Origin of the sequence: Streptomyces sp. NPDC093018 (assembly GCF_040684035.1) — a bacterium.
Taxonomy (GTDB): Bacteria; Actinomycetota; Actinomycetes; order Streptomycetales; family Streptomycetaceae; genus Streptomyces; species Streptomyces murinus.
Genome location: NZ_JBFBFF010000004.1, coordinates 59,999 through 83,602 on the forward strand (window position 1 = coordinate 59,999; position 23,604 = coordinate 83,602).

24 protein-coding genes are annotated in these 23,604 nt (G+C 71.0%); 16 read left to right on the forward strand and 8 right to left on the reverse strand.

Annotated features, from left to right (window positions below):
• Positions 1-143: 143 nt before the first annotated feature.
• Together AB0N90_RS10795 and AB0N90_RS10800 are read left to right on the forward strand one after the other, a co-directional pair.
• A complete protein-coding gene (locus AB0N90_RS10795) occupies positions 144-569 on the forward strand; it encodes an Hsp20/alpha crystallin family protein (RefSeq protein WP_365194869.1) in 426 nt (141 codons plus the stop codon).
• A gap of 166 nt (positions 570-735) precedes the next feature.
• Positions 736-1,290, forward strand: coding sequence for a DUF2267 domain-containing protein (locus AB0N90_RS10800; RefSeq protein ID WP_365194872.1), 555 nt, complete (start codon positions 736-738; stop codon positions 1,288-1,290).
• Between the two features lie 33 nt (positions 1,291-1,323).
• On the opposite strand, the gene AB0N90_RS10805 is transcribed toward AB0N90_RS10800, so the two are convergent.
• The 4 genes from AB0N90_RS10805 to AB0N90_RS10820 form a co-directional block, all read right to left on the reverse strand.
• The gene (locus tag AB0N90_RS10805) at positions 1,324-2,298 is read right to left on the reverse strand and encodes a hypothetical protein (RefSeq protein ID WP_365194875.1); all 975 of its coding nucleotides are present in this window, start codon (positions 2,296-2,298) and stop codon (positions 1,324-1,326) included.
• A 28-nt stretch (positions 2,299-2,326) separates the two neighbouring features.
• Positions 2,327-3,346: a hypothetical protein gene (locus AB0N90_RS10810; protein WP_365194877.1), complete on the reverse strand. Its 1,020-nt coding sequence runs from the start codon at positions 3,344-3,346 to the stop codon at positions 2,327-2,329.
• Positions 3,347-3,388: 42 nt separating this feature from the next.
• Positions 3,389-6,538 (reverse strand): DUF3427 domain-containing protein, encoded by a 3,150-nt coding sequence (locus AB0N90_RS10815; protein WP_365195776.1) that lies wholly within the window; start codon positions 6,536-6,538, stop codon positions 3,389-3,391.
• 122 nt (positions 6,539-6,660) lie between these two features.
• Complete coding sequence (locus AB0N90_RS10820) at positions 6,661-7,671, reverse strand: hypothetical protein (RefSeq protein WP_365194880.1); 1,011 nt, start codon at positions 7,669-7,671, stop codon at positions 6,661-6,663.
• 264 nt (positions 7,672-7,935) lie between these two features.
• On the opposite strand from AB0N90_RS10820, the gene AB0N90_RS10825 reads away from it, so the two are divergent.
• The 3 genes from AB0N90_RS10825 (at position 7,936) to AB0N90_RS10835 (ending at position 10,580) form a co-directional block, all read left to right on the forward strand.
• Entirely contained in the window at positions 7,936-8,970 is a 1,035-nt protein-coding gene (locus AB0N90_RS10825) for a permease (protein WP_365194882.1), read from the forward strand.
• Positions 8,967-9,701: a TIGR03943 family protein gene (locus AB0N90_RS10830; RefSeq protein WP_365194884.1), complete on the forward strand. Its 735-nt coding sequence runs from the start codon at positions 8,967-8,969 to the stop codon at positions 9,699-9,701. Before AB0N90_RS10825 ends, AB0N90_RS10830 begins: the two co-directional genes overlap by 4 nt.
• Before the next feature lie 78 nt (positions 9,702-9,779).
• Entirely contained in the window at positions 9,780-10,580 is an 801-nt protein-coding gene (locus AB0N90_RS10835; protein WP_365194886.1) for a class E sortase, read from the forward strand.
• Between the two features lie 33 nt (positions 10,581-10,613).
• Here AB0N90_RS10835 and AB0N90_RS10840 read toward each other — a convergent pair whose 3' ends face one another.
• The gene (locus tag AB0N90_RS10840; protein WP_365194888.1) at positions 10,614-12,143 is read right to left on the reverse strand and encodes an MFS transporter; all 1,530 of its coding nucleotides are present in this window, start codon (positions 12,141-12,143) and stop codon (positions 10,614-10,616) included.
• Positions 12,144-12,246: 103 nt separating this feature from the next.
• Here AB0N90_RS10840 and AB0N90_RS10845 point away from each other — a divergent pair, with 103 nt between their 5' ends.
• From AB0N90_RS10845 to AB0N90_RS10860, 4 genes are all read left to right on the forward strand, one after another.
• A complete protein-coding gene (locus AB0N90_RS10845) occupies positions 12,247-12,774 on the forward strand; it encodes a helix-turn-helix domain-containing protein (protein ID WP_365194891.1) in 528 nt (175 codons plus the stop codon).
• Positions 12,775-12,823: 49 nt separating this feature from the next.
• On the forward strand, positions 12,824-13,150 hold the full coding sequence (locus tag AB0N90_RS10850; protein WP_361668584.1) for a DUF6412 domain-containing protein: 327 nt from the start codon (positions 12,824-12,826) through the stop codon (positions 13,148-13,150).
• 90 nt (positions 13,151-13,240) lie between these two features.
• A complete protein-coding gene (gene yidC / locus AB0N90_RS10855; protein WP_365194894.1) occupies positions 13,241-13,960 on the forward strand; it encodes a membrane protein insertase YidC in 720 nt (239 codons plus the stop codon).
• 136 nt (positions 13,961-14,096) lie between these two features.
• Positions 14,097-14,954, forward strand: coding sequence for a fumarylacetoacetate hydrolase family protein (locus tag AB0N90_RS10860; protein ID WP_365194897.1), 858 nt, complete (start codon positions 14,097-14,099; stop codon positions 14,952-14,954).
• Positions 14,955-15,150: 196 nt separating this feature from the next.
• Here AB0N90_RS10860 and AB0N90_RS10865 read toward each other — a convergent pair whose 3' ends face one another.
• The 3 genes from AB0N90_RS10865 to AB0N90_RS10875 form a co-directional block, all read right to left on the reverse strand.
• A complete protein-coding gene (locus tag AB0N90_RS10865) occupies positions 15,151-16,026 on the reverse strand; it encodes an LLM class F420-dependent oxidoreductase (RefSeq protein WP_365194900.1) in 876 nt (291 codons plus the stop codon).
• 120 nt (positions 16,027-16,146) lie between these two features.
• Positions 16,147-16,659 (reverse strand): heme-degrading domain-containing protein, encoded by a 513-nt coding sequence (locus tag AB0N90_RS10870; RefSeq protein WP_361668575.1) that lies wholly within the window; start codon positions 16,657-16,659, stop codon positions 16,147-16,149.
• Complete coding sequence (locus tag AB0N90_RS10875) at positions 16,656-17,720, reverse strand: Gfo/Idh/MocA family oxidoreductase (RefSeq protein WP_365194902.1); 1,065 nt, start codon at positions 17,718-17,720, stop codon at positions 16,656-16,658. Before AB0N90_RS10875 ends, AB0N90_RS10870 begins: the two co-directional genes overlap by 4 nt.
• 56 nt (positions 17,721-17,776) lie before the next feature.
• Here AB0N90_RS10875 and AB0N90_RS10880 point away from each other — a divergent pair, with 56 nt between their 5' ends.
• From AB0N90_RS10880 to AB0N90_RS10910, 7 genes are all read left to right on the forward strand, one after another.
• Positions 17,777-18,910: an ROK family transcriptional regulator gene (locus AB0N90_RS10880; protein WP_365194905.1), complete on the forward strand. Its 1,134-nt coding sequence runs from the start codon at positions 17,777-17,779 to the stop codon at positions 18,908-18,910.
• A 121-nt stretch (positions 18,911-19,031) separates the two neighbouring features.
• Positions 19,032-19,367 carry a hypothetical protein gene (locus tag AB0N90_RS10885; RefSeq protein WP_365194908.1) on the forward strand — a complete coding sequence of 112 codons (336 nt, stop codon included), beginning with the start codon at positions 19,032-19,034 and terminating at the stop codon, positions 19,365-19,367.
• 63 nt (positions 19,368-19,430) lie between these two features.
• On the forward strand, positions 19,431-19,706 hold the full coding sequence (locus AB0N90_RS10890) for a hypothetical protein (RefSeq protein WP_365194910.1): 276 nt from the start codon (positions 19,431-19,433) through the stop codon (positions 19,704-19,706).
• A gap of 90 nt (positions 19,707-19,796) precedes the next feature.
• A complete protein-coding gene (locus AB0N90_RS10895; protein ID WP_365194913.1) occupies positions 19,797-20,825 on the forward strand; it encodes a hypothetical protein in 1,029 nt (342 codons plus the stop codon).
• 38 nt (positions 20,826-20,863) lie between these two features.
• Positions 20,864-21,619: a GntR family transcriptional regulator gene (locus AB0N90_RS10900; protein WP_093677461.1), complete on the forward strand. Its 756-nt coding sequence runs from the start codon at positions 20,864-20,866 to the stop codon at positions 21,617-21,619.
• Positions 21,620-21,772: 153 nt separating this feature from the next.
• A complete protein-coding gene (locus AB0N90_RS10905) occupies positions 21,773-22,897 on the forward strand; it encodes a TIGR03364 family FAD-dependent oxidoreductase (RefSeq protein ID WP_365194916.1) in 1,125 nt (374 codons plus the stop codon).
• Between the two features lie 8 nt (positions 22,898-22,905).
• A complete protein-coding gene (locus AB0N90_RS10910) occupies positions 22,906-23,604 on the forward strand; it encodes an HAD family hydrolase (RefSeq protein WP_361668559.1) in 699 nt (232 codons plus the stop codon).

The window sequence follows — 23,604 nt, forward strand, 5'->3', positions numbered from 1 at the left end:
ATGTCCGTAGAGGATGCCGAGGCTAACGCGCAGGCGGCGGCGCTTACCTAACTTGAGTCGCAGCTTGTCAACTTTCCGGCTGCGCGCTATATAAATACGCGAAGGGCATCGCACCCAGTACCTTGAGAAGGGAGTGACCCGTGATGCTCATGCGTACCGACCCGTTCCGCGAATTCGACCGACTCGCGCAGCAGGCACTCGGTGGCAGCGCTCGTCCGTCGGCGATGCCGATGGACGCCTACCGTTCCGGTGACGAATTCCTGGTCCACTTCGACCTCCCCGGCGTCGATCCGGAGACGATCGAGCTGGACGTCGAGCGCAACGTCCTCAATGTCCGCGCCGAGCGCCGGGGTCCCGCCCCCGAGGACGCGCAGCCACTGGTCGCGGAGCGGCCGACGGGCACCTTCACCCGGCAGCTCTTCCTCGGCGACACCCTGGACACGGACCGCATCGACGCCTCGTACGAGTCCGGCGTCCTGACCCTGCGCATCCCGGTCGCCGAACGCGCGAAGCCGCGCCGCATCCAGATCACCGGCGGCACCCCCTCCCGCAAGCAGCTCGCCGGCTGACCCCTCCGGGGAGGGGCGGTACCCATAAGTCCCGCCCCTCCCCGGCCCGTTCGGCCCCGCACACTTGCCCACCCGTCCCGATCCACCCGCACGGCGACGGGGTACCGAACCACTGGACTTACCGGACACCCGCGCGCGCCCCCGCGGAAGGGGCGCGGAAGGAGCCATGACGATGACCACGACGGTGCCGAAGCCCGCTGTGCGGCCCACCGGGAAGAACGCGACGGCGCCGCAGCCCGCCTGGGAGAACCCGAGGGTGCGGGAGCGCGCCCTGAAAACGGCCTCGAAGGACACGGCGGCACCGGGGCCCGCGCCGCGGACCACCTGGGAGGCCCTGACCGAGGCTGTCCGGGAGACGGGCGGCTACCCGACCCGGGCGCAGGCCGAACACCTCACCCGCCTCGTCCTCACCGCCCTCGGCACCCACCTCACCGGCGACGAACGCGTCGCCCTGGCCCAGTCCCTGCCCCCGGAGGCCGGCCACCTGATCGCCGCCCAGATCCCCCGCCCCCACCCCCTGACGGCCCGCGCATTCGTGGACTCGCTGTCCACCGAGATCCCCGACTCCACCCCGGCAACGGCCCGCTGGGACGTCAGCTCGGTCCTGACCGCGGTCTCCACCGCGATCGGCCCCGACCTGACGGACCAGGTGCTGTCTCAACTGTCGCGGGGGTATGCGTTGTTGTTCGGGAGGGCGGAGCTGGTGGCGGCTATGGCATGACTGCCGGCGTGCACGTACGGGTGTCGGGTTCCGCTAACTCGCAGTCGCAATATCCGTGGTCGAAGGCAATGCAAAGTAAGGGGCAGGCCAGTCCACGGATCCATCTGAATCAGCTTGAGCCACATGCTGCAAGAGGAGGAAGGTGGGGTTTTGCAGTTGCGGTTGGACGTCCTTGTCTACCAGGGGCGTTGTTATCGGTATCGAGGGATACTCTATGTCTAGCAGGCTGCATATGTGTTCGAGTTCTTTGTTCGTGTTCTCCTCGCCAAGGTTTCCCTTGAGGTAGTCGCGTAGGCGTGAGCAGATATCAAGCATTGCCTGGCCGCTCGCGGTGACTTGGTAGATGCCGCCCTGAAGACTCTCGCTCTCCAGGAAGCCGAGTATGAAGAGCCGTTCAGTCTCGTACTTCACGGCGTTTGGGTTTCTGTCGAGATCCTTCGCGGTTCTGGTGTTGTTTCGGTACCCGTGCTTCTTGATGTAGGAGAGGATGGCGATCGGCAACCCTGGGCGCTTGGCAGAGGCGAAGCGTGTGGCGTCACGCGGGGTGAGGCCACCGAGAGTCACATGAAGGAGGAGATCCTTGGTGATCTCTTCCTTCAGAGCGTTGTAAATGGACTCCTTGATGTTCTCGTCCTTGGCCTCGAAGTCGGCCGGGACCCAGAAGACCCGCAAGCGGGACAGGCGGTCCCGCATCGGTGTGTCGAGGTAGGACTGGGTCACCTCAGCAAAGCGAGAGCGGAGCTTGCTTTCGTGGCGCGCGATATAGACGGCGGCTGCTATATCGCGCTCATTGAGCAGGGTTCTGAGATCCTTGTCGATTCCGTCGCCGCCATGCTTCCACAGCGTCTGCCCTATGATGACCTTCGACCAGTCTTGTTTGAGATCACAGGAGAAGTCGAAGAGCTTGCGCTGGCCTTCGGTGTAGCCGAAGAGGCCAGAGTTTGACGCGCTCTCCATGATGCGGAGCGCTGCATTTGAGAGGTATTCATGCTCTGGTGAGGTTGGCATGGTTACTCCAAGAGGGCGACGGGAAACCTTACTTGGCTGGGATTCTGGTGTAGCCGTTGTCCGTCTGATAGACGAGGTCGATTCCCTCTGTGTGAAGAAGGTCTATCAAGTCATCCTGTGGCTGCTTTGGGAGCAACGCAGTCAGCTTGGGGCGATGTGGCTTGATGTGCCGTACGTAGTCCTTGAGTTGACCTATTGCCGCGCGTACCTCATCGCGGGAGCTCTCGCCACGCACCGAATAGAGCTCGTGCGTGGTGGCGTCGAAGAGATCAGTCTTGAGGATGGTGGTGGTGTTGGCGATCTTTATCGTGTAGGCAAAGACCTCGTGCCCTTGCGCGATGAGCTCCTTGAGGTACAACTCGCAGAAGTCCGACTGGCGGTGCTCCGCGATGACGCTGGGCTGAGCCGCGCGCCTGCTCTCCGAGGCCCGCCCCTTCTTCGGTGCGACCAGCCTCACCTCGGGCATCCTGGGCTCGGACAGCCTTGTCGCTGCGACGGACGCCAGAACCTTTTGTGTGACGGTCTCTTGTGCGGGTGTGATGGCATCCTTGGCGAGACGCTCGTACGCACCCTTGGGGCGTAGGCGGAAAACGATGATGCGGCGCTGTGCTTCATGCTCGCCGTGGGCCTCGCGTACGGTGTAGGGCTGCTCGACATCCAAGATGAACTCGCCGATGTACCGCTGCTGCTTGGCGCCGGACTTCGAGCCAGGGATCCTTCCCTCCGCGACGAAGACGTGCAGGGCCCTAGCTTTCTCGGGGTCCGCGTGGTAGAGGACAGCAGCGTTTCGAGACCCCTTCTGGCCCATAAACGTTTGGTCTCCACTGGTGCCTTGGCCCGTGTACTCGAAGATCGGCCCAAGCTCGTCTTCTTCTGCCAGCCAGCCGTCCTCGTAGCCGTACTTCTTACCACTGTTGTGATCGACGTAAATGAGGATGTTTGGGGTAGTTTTGGAAGGAATGATCCCCCCTTGACTCCCCCCGCCGAACAGCTTGTCCATCTCTGCTCGGGTGGTCAGCTGCCCAGGGGTGATCGAAGGTATGCCCATACCCTGACATTAACTGATCACACTGACATCGAAGATGCTCGACTAGCTGGCGTTGATGGCCGCATAAGTCCAGACGTCGGCCGGTAGATCGTTTTCCAGGCGCCAGGTGATGGACATGGGCTTGCTGCCGGTGTGCTGCTCGTAGGTGGCGGGGCCTAGGAGCATCCAGGGCTGAGACTTGCCGATGTCAGTGTTCTTGTAGCGCCGCATGAAGAGGAGGACGTGGCTGCCACGCTCTTTGTGCTGCTGGTAGCGCAGGCCGGTGGGGGAGTTCGCAGCCGTCGCGTTCTGGGACTCCCAGTGGAACAGTGTCTGACTCAGCGCGTAGTCCTTATAGCGAATGGTGGGCGAGAAGTCCCTCTCGTTCTTTTCAAGGGTGATGAGGAGGGCATCCGTTTGCAGGTCCTCGACCCATTGCACCCCTTGAGCGAAGGAGCGGGGCATCTGGCCACCGAAGCGGGCGACGTTGAGGCCGGCGAGGATCTCCGAGCGGTTGTAGGAGCTGTGCACCCTCAGCGGGACCGTGCTCAGATGGCCGGTCAGGGGGAGGGGGACATGGTCGGCCTGGTCCATGACATGTGCCAACACCTGTCGGAGCTCATCCCGAAATGCACGCTGGGTACGCAGCGTCTCCAAGCCCTCCTGGTAGCTGGTGAAGCCACCTGCGTTGTCCCAGAGGTTGAAGAACAACATGCGGGCGTACGACTGATGGGCTGGGCTCAGGTTCTCGTATGACGGCGCATCGTCATGGAGAAGCCGCAGGTAGGCGAGTGCACGGTCTGGATCGTCTACGTGCAGGAAGGCATGGACCCGCTTGAGGAGTGCAGCTTCTGCGGGGGACGCGGGTTCGTCAACGAGACCGGCGCGGCGCAACACCGTCGTCCATGAGTTGTCGCTCTTGTAGAGCTCCTTGATCTCCCGGCGACTCTCGCGGAGGTAGTCGGCGAGGCGAGGAGTGCCGTAATCCTTGACCTCCTTCACCAGCGTCTTCACCGTGGCACCCAGCTGAGTCCGGATGTTCTCGATGACGATGTCCTTCGACTTGCCCTCCAGGATGATCTGGCACCCGGACGGCAGTTGAGGGAAGTCGTGCTGGATGTGGTCCAGGAGCCGGTTTCGGGACAGATTGGTCAGGGCGCGAAACTGCTCCTCAAAGCGGAACTCCGCCCGGTGCTGTCCGATGAAGTCAAGGACCGTGAGGACAGGCTTCGCTGGGGTTCGCCTGAGCCCTCGGCCCAGCTGCTGAAGGAAGACGGTGGCGCTGTTGGTGGGGCGCAGGAGCAGCAGGGTGTCGACGTCGGGGATATCGAGTCCCTCGTTGAACAAGTCGACCGAGAAGATCACTTGGAGCTTGCCGTTCCGCAGGTCGTCCAGCGCCCGGGAGCGCACCTCGGCGGGCGAGTCACTGTCGAGCGCCACCGCATGGAGGCCGGCCTGCTGAAAGAAGTCGGCCATGAAGCGAGCGTGCGCCTTGGTCACGCAGAAGCCCAGTGCCCGCATGGCCCCCGGGTTGGAGACCTTGTCCCGGATTTGCTTGACCACGATTCGGGCGCGCGCGTGATTGCCGGTGTAGAGATTGCCCAGGTCCCGGTCTGTGTATGAGCCCTGCTGCCAACCAAGGTTGGTCAGATCCGTGCCGTCCGGGATGCCGAAGTAGTGAAAGGGGCAGAGCAGATCATTTTCCAGGGCCTCCCAGAGCCGCATCTCGGCAGCGATGCGTCCCTCGAAGAACTCGTCCTGGACGTTCAGCCCGTCCATCCGCTCCGGGGTGGCCGTCAGGCCCAGCAGTTCCTTCGGCGTGAAGTGGTCGATCACTCGCCGATAGGTGGTGGCGGTGGCATGGTGGAACTCATCGATGACGATGATGTCAAAGTGATCGGGGGCCAGCTGCTCCAGACGCCGAACGTTGAGGGACTGGACGCTGGCGAAGACGTGGTTCCACTCCCGCGGGTCCTGCCCTGCGTGCAGTAGCTCGCCAAACGATGCATCGTCCAGCACCTCGCGGTAGGTGCGCAGCGACTGCTTGAGGATCTCCTTGCGGTGGGCCACGAACAGCAGCCGCGGTCGGGCCGCCGCGCTACCTTCCTTGGCGCAGAGGTCACGATAATCCAGTGCAGCCATCACCGTCTTCCCGGTGCCGGTTGCCGCGACCAGGAGATTGCGGTGCCGGTCGCGAAGCTCCCGCTCGACAGTGAGTCGTTCCAGCATGTCCTGCTGGTGGTGGTATGGGCGCACCTGAAGGCCAGAGAGGCTGATCTTTACGTCTGTGCCGGAGCTGACCCCGCTCGCTTGAGCCAGTGCTTCATCGAGGCGGGTGTCATGGAGGTCGGGGTCATACCTCTCGAAGGCGGGGTCGTTCCAGTACGCGTCGAAGGTTGCCTCAAACTTGTCCAGTACGGCAGGTGTTGCCACGGATGACAGCCGTACGTTCCACTCCAGGCCATCGAGGAGAGCCGCCTTCGACAGGTTTGAGCTGCCGACGTATGCGGTGTCAAAGCCCGTCTTTCGCCTAAAGAGCCACGCTTTGGCGTGCAGTCGGGTGGAGCGGATCTCGTAGTTGACCTTGACGGTAGCGCCGAAGTCCCGGACCAGACGGTCGAGCGCTTGGCGGTCGGTGGCGCCAATGTAGGTGGTCGTGATGACACGAATGGGCACTTCGCGGTCCCGCGCCGCACGCAGGGAATTCTCTAGGACGCGAATGCCATACCACTTCACGAACGCGCAGAGCAAATCGATGCGGTCCGCTGTGGCGAGCTCCGCCCTCAGTTCGGCGCCAAGGCTCAGGTCTTCGGGCGAGTTGGTGATGAGTGAGGTCTCGGACAGCGGTGTCAAGGGGCGCAACGCGTATACCCCGGGCGCCTCTTGCTTCGCCAACGTCAAGAGCTGCCGCGGACCATCGACAATCGCGTTGCTTGACGCTTCGTCCGAACTGCTCGTGTCCGTAGGCCCTGCCGTTGCTAGCGCTTCAAGGACACGATTCGCCACCTTGACGCGCTCCTCGGCCGGAAGCTGGGCCAATGTCTGGCCGACTGCATCACCGATGTGGCGAGCTAGGACATGGGGCGCTGACTCGGCGCTGACCTCGGCATCGATGGCCTTCCAGCCGGCGGCCTCGAACCGTGCTAGCTGATCACACACGTCATGCGTGATCAGCTTTTCGTAGACGCCCGCGATCGGCTCCGACACGTCCATCGGCTCTGCCACGGCTGCCCCCTCATCCGTCTCGTGCACGACTCAGCGTGCCGACAGGATCAGTTCTAACAGCAGCTACTGACAACGCAGCCATGGATAGGCATCGGGGGCCCCAGGCGGGGCTAGACGCCGTGACAGGTGTCGTACCCCCGCCCCTCCCCACACCAGCACCCCGCCCCCCTCCCCGGAGGCCAAGCCGCCGCCCTGCCTCGGGCCGCGAGCGTCGTTGCGTACTGGGGGAGCAGGGTCGGGTCGTCGGGGGAGGTTGCTTCGGAGGCGGCGAAGGCTTCGTAGGAGGGGACCGTGCCGGTGACGATGCCGAGGTTGCCGGTGCCGGAGGTGGAGAGTTCGCGCAGGGAGGACTCTATGGTCGTGAGGTGGGTCTCGTGGGAGGGGTACTCCGTGGCGAGGGTGGGGTAGGCCGAGAGGAGTTCGGCCAGTTCGGGGGCCGGCCAGTGCAGGACGGCCACCGGGAAGGGGCGGGAGAGGGCCTCGCGATAGGCGCCCAGTTCCGTGCGCAGGCGGGAGATCTCGGCCTCCAGCTCGGCCGGGTTGTCCGAGCCGAGGGACCAGACGCGCTTGGGGTCATGGAGCTCGTCCAGGGTGACCGGCGCGGTGTGCAGGGTGTCGGCCAGGGTGTCCCAGTCGTCGTGCGGCAGGCCCCGCATGCGGCGGACGCGGTGGCGGCCGTAGAGCAGGGGGTGGAGGGCCTGCGGGGGCTCCGCGGCGTCCGGGAGCAGCAGCCGCGCCGCCTCCGTGAACGTCTCCTCCGCCGACTCCAGCTCGTCGTGGGCCTCCAGGGATTCCGCGACGATCACCCAGGGGCCCGGCTCGCGCGGGGCCGTCGTACGGATGCCCTCGATGATCGCGCGGGCCTCGGCCTCATGGCCGTACTCCCAGAGGTTGGACGCCTTCAGGGCCCGTACCAGCGACGGGTTCTCCAGGGCGGCCGGGGTGGACAGCAGGCGGTCGTAGAGGGTGGTGGCCGCGGGGCGGTCGCCGGACAGCTCCAGGTGGGCGGCAGCCCGCAGGAGCAGGGCCTCGGCGTCCTCCGGGTACAGGCCGGCGGTCCGCTCCAGGCGTGCCGCTTCGGCGGTGTGGTCGACGTTCTCGGCAGGCGTGTCGGGGCGCATGGGGGACACCGTACTGCCGGGCGCCGACAAACGTGAGGGCGGTCCGGTGGGGTGGTCCTTGAGAGGGACATCTCGCATATGACGGCTGCTGTCGGGATATACCGGTCCACCGGTCCGTGGGTGTGTGGGGGTGCCGGGGACGTCACGCCTCGCCCCGTCCCGGCCCGCCGTACACAGGACCACTCGCTATCTTCTGTGCGTACATCGACATCCACGCAGACATCCGGTCCGTGTGGACATCTGGACGTGGGGTCGTGGGTCGGGATGCGCGTGACGGGGGAGTTGGTCCACGCCGAGCGGGAGGGGCTGGACGCGGCCCGGGCGGAGGGCGAGGGCGCGGGGGCGCTGCCCCGGCACTGGCCGCTGCTGCTCGTCGGGGCCGCCGTCGTGCCCGGCACCCTGCTCTTCCTCGTCGGGCGGTGGGGGGACGCCCCGGCCGTCGAGGCGTGGCGGACCGTGTGCCTGGCGGTGACGGTGCAGGCGCTGCCGTTCCTGCTGCTCGGTACGGCCCTGTCCGGAGCGATCAACGCCTTCGTGCCCGAGCGGGTGTTCCGGCGGATGCTGCCCCGGCGGCCCCTGCTCGCCGTGCCGGTGGCGGGGGTCGCGGGGGTGGTGCTGCCGGGCTGCGAGTGCGCGTCCGTGCCGGTGGCCAACAGCCTCATCGGGCGGGGGGTCACCCCGGCCGCCGCGTTCGCCTTCCTGCTGTCCGCGCCAGCCATCAACCCCGTCGTCCTCACCGCCACCGCGATCGCCTTCCCCGGCAACCCGGCGATGGTGCTGGCCCGGCTGCTCGCCTCCCTCGCGACGGCCGTCGCCATGGGGTGGCTGTGGCTGCGGTTCGGGCGCAGCGAGTGGCTGCGGCCCGCCGTACGGCACACCGGGCACCAGGACGGACACAGCAGGTGGGACGAGTTCCGGGCCGGGTTCCAGCACGACTTCCTGCACGCCGGCGGGTTCCTGGTGCTGGGCGCGATGGCGGCCGCCACCTTCAACGTCGGCGTGCCGCGCTCCGTGCTCGCCACCTTCACCGGCACGCCCTGGCTGGCCGTGCTCTTCCTGGCCGCCCTCGCGGTGCTGCTCGCCGTCTGCTCCGAGGCGGACGCCTTCCTCGCCGCCTCGCTCACCGGGTTCCCGCCGGTGGCGCGGCTGGCGTTCATGGTGGTGGGGCCCATGGTGGACCTGAAGCTGATCGCCCTCCAGGCGGGCACGTTCGGGCGGGCCTTCGCCGTACGGTTCTCCGCCGCCACCCTCGTCGTCGCCGTCGCGTGCAGCGCGCTGATCGGAGGTGCCCTGCTGTGAAGCGGACCCTGCAATCGGGGCTGCTGGTGCTGTGCGGGCTCGGCCTGCTGCGCATCTCCCTCGTCACCGACCTGTGCCTGCGGTACGTCAAGGAGAGCATGCGGCCCCTGCTCATCGCCTCCGGGTGCGTCCTGGTGCTGCTGGGGGTCGTGAGCGCGATTCTCGATCGGCGGGGGCGGCGGCGGGAGTACGACACGCACGGGCACGACCACTCCCATGTGCCCCGCGTCGCCTGGCTGTTGCTGCTGCCCGCGCTCAGCCTGCTCTGCTACGCCCCGCCCGCCCTCGGCGCCTACACCGCCTCCCGGCAGCCGCCCAAACCCGTCGCCCAGCAGAGCGAGTTCGCGCCGCTGGCCGCCATCTCCCCGCTGCCGATGACCCTGTCCGACTTCACCAGCCGGGTCCAGCAGGACCGCGCGCGGGCCATCAAGGGGCGCACCGTCCTGATGACCGGCATCGTCACACCGCACGGTAAGGGCAGCTGGGACCTCACCCGGATCATCATCAACTGCTGTGCGGCGGACGCCCAGTCGGTGAAGGTACGGGTCTACGGCGGTCCGGTGCTGCCCGCGAACACCTGGGTCACGGTCACCGGCGTCTGGCACCCCGCAGGCACGCTGGGCACCTCTTCCGCGGCGGTCGCGCTGGACGCCCGTACGGTCAAGAAGGTGCCCCGGCCCATCAACGGCTACCAGGACGCCCTTCCGCTGCCCACCGCGCGCACCCCCTGAGATCGGCCTCTCCTCTGGCCAGTTGAGGGTGGCGCGCCTATGGTGCGGGCGGCTCCCGGTGGTGGAGGTGGTGTGCGGATGCGGACCGCGGCGGGCGTCCGGGTCGTCGGGCACGGGGATCGGCGCAGGCGTGCCCGGCGCCGACGGATCCTCTGGGGCGGTGGCGAACTGCTGGTCACCGCCGGGGTGTTGCTCCTGCTGCTGGTGGTGCACCAGCTGTGGTGGACCAATTGGGAGGCACGGCAGGGCGCCGAGCGGAAGGTAGCGGTGCTGGAGCGGGAGTGGGGGAGCCCGCCGTCCATGATCCCGCCGTCCATACCGCCGTCCACCGACTCGCCCGCGTCCGGGGGAAGTCCGGCGACCCCGGCGCCCGCTGTCCCGCAACCCTCCCGGCGGCCGTCGTACGCCACCGCCGTCCGCCCCCGTCCCGCCCAGGCGTACGCCGTCCTCGTCGTCCCCCGGCTCGGGCTGCGCGTCCCCGTCGCGGAGGGCGTCGGCAAGGCGGACGTCCTGGACAAGGGGTACGTCGGCCACTACCCGGGTACCCAACAGCCGGGCCAGGAAGGGAACTTCGCGCTCGCCGGGCACCGGAACACCCACGGGGAGCCCTTCCGGTATCTGCCCCGGCTACGGCGCGGGGACGCCATCGAGGTGGAGACGCGGACGGCGACGTACACATACGACGTGGACAGCGTGCTGCCGCGGACCTCGGCGACGGACTCCGGGGTCGTACGGGCCGTTCCGCGCTCCCTCGTCCGGCCCGGGTACGGGTACCGCGAGCCGGGCCGCTACATCACCCTCACCACCTGCACGCCCGAGTTCACCTCCCGGTACCGGATGGCGGTGTGGGGGAAGCTGGTGTCGGTACGCCCCCGGTAGCGACCCCAGGTAGCGCCCGCCCCCGGTAGCGGCCTACTTCCGGTCCCGCAGCACCAGCACGCCGATCGCGCCCGTCACCGCCAGGCCCGCCGAGACCAGCAGGGCGAGGTCCGTGCCGTGGGCGAGGTGGCCGCCGGAGGTGGCGAGGGCGATGGTCAGGGCGACGCCGACGCTGGAGCCGATGTAGCGCAGGGTCTGCTGGGCGCCGGAGCCCATGGCGGCGCGTTCGCGGGGGACGGACTCGACGGCGAGGAGCGGCAGCGCGCCGTTGAGGAGGCCGCTGCCCACACCGCCGATGATCAGACCGGGCAGCAGCCGGGTCCAGGAGCCGGAGCCGATGGCGCCGAGCATGGTCAGGGCGCCGACGGCGTGCAGGGCGAAGCCCAGGGCGAGCTGGCCGCGCGGGGGGACGGTCAGGCGCTTGACCTGGAGGGCGACGCCGAAGCTCAGACCGGACCAGAGCAGCAGCAGACCGGCGGTGGCCAGTGGGGAGAGGTGCATGGTCCGCTGGACGACCGAGGGCAGATAGCTGAAGACGGCGATCACCGCGAGGCCCGTGAACAGGCCGCCCGCCGAGGAGGCCAGGAAGCGGCGGTGGCGCAGCAGGCCCAGGTCGATCATCGGGGTGCCGGAGCGCCGTTCGACCGCGACGAAGACGGCGATCAGCGCCACGGCCGCCGCCAGGAGCAGGCCCACCGGTGCCCGCAGCCAGCCGTCCCGGCCCAGCGTCAGGGCCGCGACCAGGGCGACCAGGGCGAGTCCGAAGGTCAGCGCGCCGGGTATGTCGGGGCGGCCGCCGCGGGGCGCGCGGGACTCGGCGAGGGTACGGGTGCCGAGCGCGGCCAGCAGCAGGGCGAGGGCGCCGAGGACGCCGTAGCCGGTGCGCCAGTTCGGCAGCGCGGCCGCGACCAGGGGGCCCGCCGCGATGCCGCCGCTGACGAACGCGCCCCACACCCCGGTCGCGTGCAGCCGGCCGCGCGGAGTGGGGAAGGCGTGCACGATCAGGCCGAGGGCGCTGGCCAGCAGGGCCGCGCTGGCGGCGCCCTGGGCGATACGGGCCAGGGTGAACTGCCAGGTCGTGGTGGTCAGCGCGCCGAGCGCGCTGGTCAGGCCGAGGGCCAGGGTGCCGGCGAGGAAGATCCGGCGGCGGCCGTAGTCGTCGGCGAGGCTGCCGGCCACCAGGAGCAGGGCGGCGAGGCCCAGCGGGGTGCCGTTCAGGAGCCATGCCTGGCCGGAGAGCGGGGTGTGCAGGGCGGCCGCGGTCCCCGGGAGCGTGACCATCGGGGCCGTGTAGTTCATCAGGGTCACGGCGGTCGCCGCGCTGACCAGGGCGAGGGTGGCACGGGGGCGGACGGGGGAGGGGGCGGTGGAGTCCGGTCCGGGGTGCGGGCCGGAGCGCGGGGCCGGGTGCGGGCCCCCGTCCGGGATCGCACCCGCGCCCGGCTTCGATCCATGAGCGCCGCCCGCCCCAGCCCCCTGCGCCTCGCGCGCCCCGCGCGCCACCTCTCGCACTCCCTGCGCCTCGCGCGCCTCGCCCACTGCGGCGGAATCGAGCCCGGTCATGGCAAGTCCTCAGTTCGGTCATTGAACCTAGCTGTCCCGGCCACCGTAACACGGTCGGTTCGATGACTGAACCTGAAGCCGGAAAGTGGCTACAGTGGAGGGCATGGCACTGGGCAAGGACTACGCGACACAGGAGTGCTCGATCGCCCGCGCGCTCGAGATCGTCGGCGAGCGCTGGACGCTGCTCGTCGTACGGGACGCGCTGTACGGCGTACGGCGCTACAACGACTTCCTCGTCCACCTCGGCATCCCGCGCGCCGTCCTCGCCGCCCGGCTCCAGACGCTGACCGCGGAGGGGATCCTGGAGAAGCGCCGGTACCAGGAGTCGCCGCCCCGCGACGAGTACGTGCTCACCGAGCGCGGCATCGCCCTGTGGCCCACCCTGCGCGCCCTCGGCACCTGGGGCCGCGAGCACTTCACCGACGCCCGGCTGCGCTACTTCCGGCACGCCGCCTGCGGCACCGAACTCGGCCCGTACGGCGAATGCGCCCGGTGCGGAACCATCGTGCCGGTCGCCGACGTTGTCATGGAGCCGGGCCCCGGACTCGATCCGGACCCGGTGGATCCGATCAGCCGCGCGCTGCTCAAGCCGCGGCGGCTGCTGGAGCCCATGGAGAGCGACCAGGCATAATCCGGTGCGAGGCGAGCACCGACCAATGGAGTGGGGGAGGGGGATGACGATGAGCCGGACCAGCGACCGCGGACCCGGCCGCGCCGTCGCGTTCCTGCTGGCCCCCCTGCTCTTCCTGCTCCCCCTCGCGCTCCTCGACACCGGTGGCCTCACCACCGCCGTCGCCCTCGCCGCGACCGCCGCCGCCGGTTCCGCGCTCGCCCTGTGCACCCTGATCGCCGCCGGCCGCGCACCCGCCGTACCGCCCACCCGTATCCGTACGGCGATACGCGACCGGGCCCGGCGCACGGCCTTCCTGCCCCAGCGTGATCCCGACGCGCGCGGCCGCCGCAGGCCCCGGGCGCCCGGACGGACCCTTCCGGCGACCGCCGCGTAGGGCACGCACCCCGTATGCCGTGACCCCGCGCGGGTCGTCCTGCCGATCTCCTCTCTCCCCGGCACGACGAGACCCCCGGAGGGCTCACCCATGTCCGTCTTCTCCGTGTTCGCACACCTGGTCGAGCGGCTCGCCGACCTGCTCGCACCGCTCTGCCACGGCTCCGCGACCGCCGCCGCGATCGTCCTGTTCACCGCGCTCGTACGACTCCTCGTCCACCCGCTCTCCCGCGCCGCCGCCCGGGGCCAGCGGGCCCGTGCCGCGCTCCAGCCGAGAATCGCCGAACTGCGCAAGCGGCACGGTAAGGACCAGGAGCGGTTCCGCAAGGCGCTGCTCGAACTGCACACCGAGGAAAAGGTCTCGCCGCTGTCCGGCATCCTGCCGAGCCTGCTCCAGCTCCCCGCGTTCTTCCTCCTCTACCACCTGTTCTCCAGCACCTCGGGCAACGCGCTGCTCGACCACCGGCTGTTCGCCGCGCCGCTCGGCGGACGGTGGGCCGACGCGCTCGCCGGGGACGGGCTGTTCGGCGGCGCCGGAGTGGTCTACCTGGTGCTGTTCGCCTTGGTCGCGGGCGTCGCCACCTTCAACTACCTGCGCACGAAGAGCCAGATGGCGCAGAACCCGGTCATGGCCGCCGCCGGTGGTGAGGAGCAGGTGCCGGGGCTCGGCGCGGTCGGCAAGGTGATGCCGTTCCTGTCCTTCCTCACCCTGGTCAGTGTGGCCGTCGTACCGCTGGCCGCCGCGTTGTACGTCGTCACCAGTACGACGTGGAGCGCGGTGGAGCGGGCGGCGCTGTACCGGCAGCCGTAGTGGCCGGACCCGCCGGGGTTACGGTCCAGTACGTGAACAGGGTCTTGCCGGGTGGACGGGGTGATCGGAGGATCGTCCAGCCCTCCGACGGCCGCACCCGTCGGCCGGGCGCCCGCGATCGAGGGAGATGGTGACCATGAAGCTGCTGCGAGTCGGTACGGCGGGGGCCGAGCGGCCCGCGCTGCTCGACGCCGACGGAACCCTGCGTGACCTGTCCGCGCTCGTGGACGACATCGACGGATCGCTGCTCGCCGACGCCGCCGCGCTCGGGCGGGTGCGGGAGGCGGCCGCCGCCGGTGGACTGCCCGTACTGGACGCGGCGGGGGCCCGCGTCGGGCCGCCGCTCGGGCGGATCGGGAAGATCGTGTGCATCGGGCTGAACTACCACGACCACGCGCGCGAGACCGGCGCCGAGCCGCCCGCCGAGCCGGTCGTCTTCTTCAAGGCGCCGGACACGGTGGTCGGACCGCACGACACCGTGCTGGTGCCGCGCGGCTCCGCCAAGACCGACTGGGAGGTGGAGCTGGCCGTCGTCATCGGGCGGACGGCCCGGTACCTGGAGTCGGCCGAGGAGGGGCTCGCGCATGTCGCGGGGTACGCGGTCGCGCACGATGTCTCCGAGCGGGAGTTCCAGATCGAGCGGGGCGGGACCTGGGACAAGGGCAAGAACTGCGAGACGTTCAACCCGCTCGGACCCTGGCTGGTGACGGCGGACGAGGTCCCCGATCCACAGCGGCTGTCGCTGCGGCTGTGGGTCAACGGGGAGCTGAAGCAGGACGGCACGACGGCGGAGCAGATCTTCCCGGTCGGCGAAGTGGTGCGCTACGTCAGCCGGTTCATGACGCTGTACCCCGGAGATGTGATCAACACGGGGACGCCGGCCGGAGTGGCGATGGGGCATGCCGAGCCGAAGCCGTATCTGCGGGCCGGGGACGTGGTGGAGCTGGAGGTCGAGGGGCTCGGGCGGCAGCGGCAGGAGTTCAAGGACGCGTAGGCGCTCCGCCGGGGCGGCCGGGGGCGGGGCTTCGCCGTCGGGCGCGGGCGGTTCGCGGCTCGTCGCGCCCGACGGCGGAGTCGTACGCCGGAACAGCCCCGCGCCCCTGAGCCGGTTGGGGCCGGGGCGCGCGTGCCGCGGGCCCCACCCGGCTCAGGGCAGGGGAGAACGCCTCCAGCCAAGGGGGGTGGCCCGGTCACCGCAGCAGCAAGGCCAGCCTGCGCCATTGTTCGCGGGGGATGGTGCGGCCCGTCTCCTCCGTGACGACCTGGAGGGCCACATGGTCGGCGCCCGCCTCGTGGAAGGCGTGCACACGGCGGCGGATCCGGTCGTCGTCGCCCCAGGCGAAGACCGCGTCGATGAGCCGGTCGCTGCCGCCGCCCGCGACATCGGACTCGTCGAAGCCGAGGCGGAGGAAGTTGTCGGTGTAGTTGGGGAGTTCGAGGTAGCGGGCCAGATAGGCGCGGGCGATCTCGCGGGCGCGGGTCGGGTTCTGCTCCAGGACGACCTTGAACTCCGGGGCGAGCAGCGGGCCCTGGCCGAGGATCTCGCGGGCCTGCGCGGTGTGCTCGGGGGTGACGAGGTAGGGGATGGCGCCGGCCGCGCGGTCCCCGGCCAGGTTCAGCATCTTGGGGCCGAGGGCGGCGAGGACGCGGCGGCCGGCCGGGACACCGGCCTTGTCCAGCTCGTCCAGGTAGTCGACCATCGCGGAGTAGGGGCGGTGGTAGCCCTCGACGCGGGGCCCGTGGCTGACGCCGAGGCCCAGCAGGAAGCGGCCGGGGTGGGACGACTCCAGCCGGGCGAAGTCGGCCGCGGTCGTGGCGGCGTCCCGCTGCCAGACGCTCTGGATGCTGGTGCCGACCGTGATGTGGTGGGTGGCCTCGATGAGCGGGGTGGCGTTCGCGGCGGTGCTGTTGCCGCCGAGCCAGATCGCGCCGAAGTCGAGTTCCTCCAGCTCGGCGGCGGCGTCCTCCTGCTCGCCGCGGCGCGCGGGGTCCTCCGCGCGCAGCGCGACGTCCCAGACGCCGTGCCGGCCGAGGTGTTCCTTCAGCGTGCCGGTGCTCTGACTCATGCGGGCGATCCCTCCGGAGGGTGGGGCGGTGCTGTCGTGATCATCACGTCTGTGCCCACTGCCAACCGGAGGGCGTTCTGGCTGATTCCCGGGTTCCCTCGGTCTGGTCGCCCGGTTCCCTCAGTCGGTCGAACCGCCGGGGGACCGGGCCGGGCGGCCGAGGAACTTCTCCAGCGCCGCCACCACCAGCCGGTGGTCCTCGACCTGGGGCAGGCCCGAGACGGTCACGGCGCCGATGATGCCCGCCTGCTCCAGACGGATCGGGAAGGAGCCGCCGTGGGCCGCGTAGGTGTCCGCGTCGAGGCGGGAGGAGTTCTCGAAGGTGGTGCCCTTGGCGCGGAAGCGGGAGCCGACCAGATAGGAGGCGGCGCCGTAGCGCTCGACCACCCGGCGCTTGCGGACGATCCAGGCGTCGTTGTCCGGGGCGGAGCCGGGCAGGGCCGCGTGGAAGAGCTGCTGCCCGCCGCGGTGGATGTCGATCGCCACCGGCAGCCGGCGCTCACGGGCCAGCTCGACCATCAGGGAACCGAGCGCCCAGGCGTCGTCGTACGTGAACCGGTCGAACGTCAGGCGCTGTTCCTGCTCCTCCAACTCATCGATGGAGGGAGCGAGTTGCTGCTGCTGTGTGGTCACAGGGTCACCGTCACCTTCTCCTGGGCGGACCTGCGGGCCGCCTCCAGTACATCGAGGGCGGCGGCCGCCTCCAGGGCGGTCACCGGGTTGGGGCCCGCGCCGGTGAGGGCGGCGGCGACGGCCGCGTAGTAGGCGGGGTAGTCGCCGGGCAGGGTCTTCACCGGGGTGCCGCCGCCGGTCAGCGGGGATTCACCGGCGCCGATCCGGCCGTACAGGGCCTCGGGTTCTGCGCCCCACCGGGGGCCGGGGCGCAGGCCCTCGCGCAGGGCGCCCTCCTGGGGGTCGAGGCCGTACTTCACATAGCCGGCCTCGGAGCCCAGCACCCGGAAGCGCGGGCCGAGTTGGGGGGTGGTCGCGGAGACGTGGAGATGGGAGCGGACGCCGCTCGCGTGGGTGAGCGCGATGAAGGTGTCGTCGTCGGCCTCGGCGCCCGGACGGCGCACGTCGGCCTCCGCGTACACCTCGGCCGCCGGGCCGAACAGCACCAGGGCCTGGTCGACGACATGGCTGCCGAGGTCGTAGAGCAGACCGCCGATCTCCGCGGGGTCGCCGGACTCGCGCCAGCCCCCCTTGGGGCGCGGGCGCCAGCGCTCGAAGCGGGACTCGAAACGGCGTACGTCGCCGAGCGCGCCGTCTTCGAGCAGGGCGCGCAGGGTGAGGAAGTCGTTGTCCCAGCGGCGGTTCTGGAAGACGGACAGCAGCAGGCCGCGGTCCTCGGCGAGGGCGGCGAGCGCCCGGGCCTCGGCTGCGGTGCCGGCGACCGGTTTGTCCACGACCACGGGCAGGCCCGCCTCCAGGGCCGCGGTGGCGAGCGGGACATGCGTCTTGTTCGGGGAGGCGATGACGAGCAGGTCCAACTCGCCCGCGCGGGCGAAGAGTTCCTCGGGGGCCGCGGCGAGCGTCACCTCCGGGAACGCGTCGCGGGCCTGCCGCTGCCGCTCCGGGTTCGAGGTGACGACCGTGTCGAGGACGAGGCCCTCGGTGGCGGTGATCAGAGGGGCGTGGAAGACGGAGCCGGCGAGGCCGTAGCCGACCAGGCCGACGCGGAGGGGAGTGCTCATGCCCTCCACTTTCGCAACGCTGTTGCCAAAGTGCAAGTGACGAGGAGAATGGGCGTGTGAGCGAGGACAGGGTGAACAGCGGGCGGGCCGGAGCGAACCTGGGGGCGGTGCGGTCGCACAACAGCGCGCTCGTGCTCGGTCTGCTGCGCGGGGCCGGGACGGAGGGCATCAGCAGGCTGGAGGTGGCCGAGCGGACCGGGCTGACCCCGCAGGCCGTCAGCAAGATCACCGGACGGCTGCGGGAGGCGGGGCTCGCGGCGGAGGCGGGCCGCCGGGCGTCCACGGGCGGCAAGCCGCGCACGGTGCTGCGGCTGGTGCCGGAGGCGGGCCACGCGGTGGGGGTGCAGCTGGACCGGGACGCGCTGCGGGCGGTGCTCGTACGGCTGGACGGCGCCGTGGTGGGGGAGCGGCGCGCGGAACTGGACCTCGGGGCGGGCGCCGAGACCGTGCTCGGAGTGGTCGTGGAGGCGGTGACAGGGCTGGTCCGCTCGTGCCTCGGGCCCTTCGGGGAGCTCGCCGAGGCCGGGTCGCTGCTGGGGGCGGGGGTGGCCCTGCCGGGGCCGCTCGACCATGTGCGGGGAGTGCTGCACCGGGTGACCGGGTTCCCGGGCTGGGACGGCTTCCCGCTGCGGGACGCGCTGGGCGATCGGCTGGGGGTGCCGGTGGTCGTGGACAAGGACACGAACGCGGCGGCAGTGGGGCTCGCGGTCGGGGGCGCGGGCGGATCCTTCGCGTATCTCCACCTCGGTACGGGGCTCGGGGCCGGGCTCGTGATCGGCGGGCGGGTGCACCGGGGCGCGCGGACCGGGGCCGGGGAGTTCGGGCACCAGGTCGTCCAGCTGGACGGGCCGCGCTGCGAGTGCGGGGACCGGGGGTGTCTGGAGGCACTGTGCCTGTCCGCGGTGGCACGGGGCGAGACGGAGCGGGCGGCGCGGGTCCTCGGGGTGGGGGCCGGGAATCTGGTGGGGCTGCTGGACATCGACCGGGTGCTGCTCGGCGGGCGGACCGTGCTGGCGGATCCCGGGCCTTTCATACGGGGGGTGTCGGCCGAGCTGGACGCGCGGGCACGGCGGGAGGGGCTCCGGGAGGGCGTCGCGGTGGACGTGGTGCGGCAGGGGGAGGGGGTCGTGGCCCAGGGGGCGGCGGAGATGGTGCTGGGGGCGGGGGTCTTCGGGAGGGGCGAGGGGTGAGGGGCTGACGGGGGCCGGGCCGGACCGTCGGATCTCGGGCGCGCCGCGCGAGCGCCGGGGCCGGATGTGGGTACTCATGCTGTGGGGGTTGCTCGTGGGACGGAGGTGCCCGGTGGGGTCGATGAAGGCCAGAGTGCTCGTCGGAGCGATCGGGATCGGTCTGCTCTGCGTGTCCGGGGGCGGCACGGCCGTCGCGGCCCCGGGCGCGAGCGTCCGGTACTGCGGGGCCGATCCCCTCTCCGGGCTCGGCGTGCTCGCGGGCGAGCGGGTGACCTGCGGGGTGGCCCGCCAGGTCGCGGCCGCCTATACGAAGGTCTGGCACGGCGCGCCGGCCGGCGCCGAGGTGCACGCGGCCGGGGCCCGCTGGAAGTGCGGGGAACGGCGGGGGAACCCCGATCCGTACCAGGCATGCGTGGAGGTGAAGGGCGGCGGGCGCGTCGTCACGTTGTCCTCCTGAGCTGTAGCCGTAGCTGTATGTACGACCCGAACGATCCGTCAACCGGAGGTTCCCATGAGGTCCATGCGAACGTTCGCGGCCGGTGCCGTCGCGCTTCTCGCGTTCTCCTTCGCCGTGCCCGCGGCGCACGCCGCCACCCCCCGGACCAACTGCGACAAGGCCCTCGCCGCCGCCCAGCAGGCGGAGCGGTACTACGACGGCCTGAAGACCGACCTGCTGCGCAGCATGGCCAACGGCGGACACCCCGGCACCGCGCAGCGGCAGGCGCTGCAAAAGGCCGAGAGCGTACGGAACTCGACGTCCACGGAGGCCGAGCGGGTCTGCGCCGGCGCGTCCTGACCGACCGTCTCGGCCGATCGAGCGGCATTCCGGCCCGGCCCGGAGTGGCGGCCCGGCCCCCCGCCCCTGACCCGGCATGGTCATGTGTTCATGCGACTGTGTACGTCCCTGTTCCCCGGCCGCATCTCCCTCCGCCCCCTCGGCCTCGCCGCGGCCGCCGTCCTCGTCCCGCTCCCGGCCGCCGTTCTTGCCCCGCTCCCGGCGTCGGCTCTGGGCGGCCCCCTCCCGGTGTCGGCTCTCGGCGCCCCGCTCCCGGCGTCGGCCCTCGGCGGCCCGCTCCCGGCCGCTGCCGCCACCCCCGCGCCCTCCTGTGCCGCGCCCGGTGAGCACGCCTTTCCGCTGGCCACCCGGATCCGCGGCGGCCCCACCGAGTACCAGCCCGGCGATGGCTCCAGCACCTGGTACATCGATCTCACCAACACCACCCGCCGCTCCTGCGCGGGCATCCACCCGGTCGTCGTCCTCGTCGACGACCGGCATGAACTCAAGGCCGGGCAGGCCCGGTTGGACTTCGACGACGGCTCCCGCGTCCACCCGGTGACGTTCGAGAGCACCGATGAGAAGGAGTTGGTCGGCGTGCTGGACGCACCCGGATTCGGCGGTTTCTCCGTGGGGCCCGGCAAGACGGTCAGCGTGCGGGTCCGCCTCGCGCTCACCCAGGAGGCCGCCGTACCCGACCAGGTCACCGCCAACGCGGCCGCCGTGCAGCGGCGCGGTCAGGACGGGGACTGGGTCGGCGAGTCCAACGCCTACCGGTTCGGGGTCGGCACCCCGATGTCCCCGGCCCCCGAGCCGCCCGGGGACCAGGACGGCACCCCGGTGGCCCAGGACCTCACGGGTACGGGTACGGGCGCGGAGCAGACTCAGGGCACCGGCGGCAGCGCGGGCCCCGGCACCCCGGCCCCCGGTACCGGCTCCGCCGGGCCCGGCACCCCGCGCCCCACGGCCTCCGCCCCCGACCCCTCCCTCCCCTTCGCCCAGGACGCCCAGGAGGCCGGCCGGCGCGCCCGTGAACTCGCCCGGACCGGCCCCGCCCTCACCCACGGCCTGCTCGCCGCCGCCGGTGCCCTGCTCTGTGTGACCGGTGCCGCGTTCCTCCTGGCCCGCAGGCGCCGCTGAGTTGAGGTGCCCCCACCTCCGTCTGCAACGATCCCTGCGTGGACTACCCGTATGAGCAGGCCCCAGGTGCCCCCGTCCGGTCCGGCATCCCCGAGCACGGCCGGATCCCGAAGTACTACGCGGTGAAGGCGAGGATCGCCGGGCTGCTGGAGCAGCTGGGGGAGGACAGCGTCATCCCGACCGAGCGGGACCTCGCCGAGCGGTACGACGTCGCCCGCGAGACGGTGCGTCAGGCGGTGCGGGAGCTGGTGCTGGAGGGGCGGCTGCGCAGGCGCGGGCGCGGGACCGTGGTGGCCGGGCCCAAGCTGGCCCAGCCGCTGTCGCTGGCGAGCTACACCGAGGGCGTGCGCCGCCAGGGCCGTACGCCCGGCCGTACCCTCGTCACCCTCGACCGCTTCCCCTGCCCGGCGCCCCTGGCCGCCGAGACCGGGCTGACGAAGGGCGAGCCGGTCTGGCACCTGGAGCGGGTGCTGCTCGCGGACGAGGAGCGGGTCGGCCTGGAGAGCACCTACGTCGCGGTCGAGCGGGTGCCCCGGCTGGACGCCGACTTCGACGCCGACTCCTCCTTCTACGGCTATCTCGCCGCCCAGGGCATCGGCTTCGGCGACGCCGACGAGCGCCTGGAGACCGTGCTCGCCACGCCCCGCGAGGCGCTGCTCATCGGCACCCCGCCGGCCCTGCCGATGCTGCTGATCCACCGGGTGTCCCGGGACACCGCCGGCCGTCCGCTGGAGCGGGTGCGGTCGCTGTACCGGGGGGACCGGTTCTCCTTCACCGCCCACCTCCAGGGCTGAGGAAAGTCCCTTTTCGGTGCGGAGATCCGGACATAGCCACCCCTCTTATGGTCACGAGAAGATAACGGGTCTAGCCCAAACGTGATGGGCAGTTCACGCCCCCGTCGACCGGCGGACGTCTTTGGTTACCCGTCCCCGAGCACCGTTGGCGTCGTGAGAGTGACAGTCGTCGGAGGCGGCGTGGTCGGCACCATGCACGCCTGGCAAGCAATCGAACGTGGCCACGAGGTCGTCCAGATCGAGCGGGAGGCCGAGGCACGCGGCGCCTCGCTGCGCAACTTCGGACAGATCTGGGTCAGTGGCCGGGCCGGGGGAGAAGAGCTGGAGACCGCGCTGCGGGCGCGGGAGCTGTGGGAGGGCATCGGCGGCCGGGTGGCCAAGCTGGGCTTTCGCGCCACCGGCTCCCTGACCCCGGTGCGCACGGAGCTGGAACTGGCCGTCGCCGAGGCCGCCGTGGCCCGCCCGGACGCCGCGGCCCGCGGCTACAAGCTGCTGACCCCGGGCGAGGCCCGCGCCATCAACCCCGCCCTGCGCGGCGAGTTCGGCGCCGCCCTCTTCTGCGAGCGGGACGCCGCCGTCGAGCCACGCACCGCGCAGCTCGCCCTGCGCGAGGAACTGCGCAAGTCCCCCGACTACACCTTCCTGCCGGGCCGCGAGGTCCGCGAGGTGGTCGGGGCCGGGGCCGTCCGCGACGACCACGGGGACGTGCACCACGCCGACGCGGTCGTGCTGGCCACCGGCGCCTGGCTCGGCGGCCTGGTCCGCGAGCTGGCGGGTCCCGACCTGCCGGTGCGCCGGGTCCGGCTCCAGATGATGCAGACCGACCCGCTGGGCGAGCCGCTGCCGACCTCGGTCGCGGACGGCGACAGCTTCCGCTACTACCCGGCCTACGCCTCAAAGGCGCTCGACGCGCTCAACGCCGGCCAGCCGCAGCCCGAGACGGCGGCCGCGCACAAGATGCAGCTGCTCATGGTGCAGCGCGCCGACGGCGGTCTGACCATCGGCGACACCCACGAGTACGAGCACCCCTTCGCGTTCGACACCGTCGAGGAGCCGTACGAGCACCTGACCGGCGTCGTGGAGAACCTGCTGGGCCGGCCGCTGCCGCGGATCCGGCACCGCTGGGCGGGCGTGTACGCGCAGTGCACCGACACCTCCCGCGTCGTGCACCGCCAGCAGGTCGCCGACGGGGTATGGCTGGTCACCGGGCCCGGCGGGCGCGGCATGACCTGCTCCCCCGCGATAGCCGAGACCACCGCGAACGAACTGGGCTGGTGAGCACCCCCATGACCGACACTTCCCCCGACATCCGGCTCGTCGTCCTCGACATGGCCGGTACGACCGTCGCCGACGGCGGGCTCGTGGAGCGCGCCTTCGCCGTGGCCGCCGCCGAACTCGGCGTCCGGGAGGGCACGGCCGAGCACGCCGAGCACCTCGCCTACGTCCGCGCCACCATGGGCGAGTCCAAGATCTCCGTCTTCCGGCACCTGTTCGGGGACGAGGAGCGGGCCCGGCGCGCCAACGCCGCCTTCGAGAAGGCGTACGGCGAACTGGTCGACGGCGGCCTGATCGCCCCCGTCCCCGGTGCCCGCGAGGCCATCGAGGAACTGCTCGCGAGCGGCCGCGGCGTCGTCCTGACCACCGGCTTCGCCCGGGTCACCCAGGACGCCATCCTCGCCGCCCTCGGCTGGGCGGACCTGGTGCCGCTCACCCTGTGCCCGGCGGACGCCGGCGGGCGCGGGCGGCCCTTCCCCGACATGGTCCTGGAGGCGTTCCTGCGCACCAAGGCCGCCGAGGACGTACGACAGGTCGCCGTGGTCGGGGACACCTCCTACGACGTGCTCAGCGGCGTGCGCGCCGGGGCCGGGCTGGTCGCCGGGGTGCGCACCGGGGCCCACGGCGACGCGGAGTTCCACGCGGCGGGCGCCACCCGGGTCCTGGACTCGGTGGCCGACCTGCCCGCGCTGCTCACGGGAGCCCGGTGA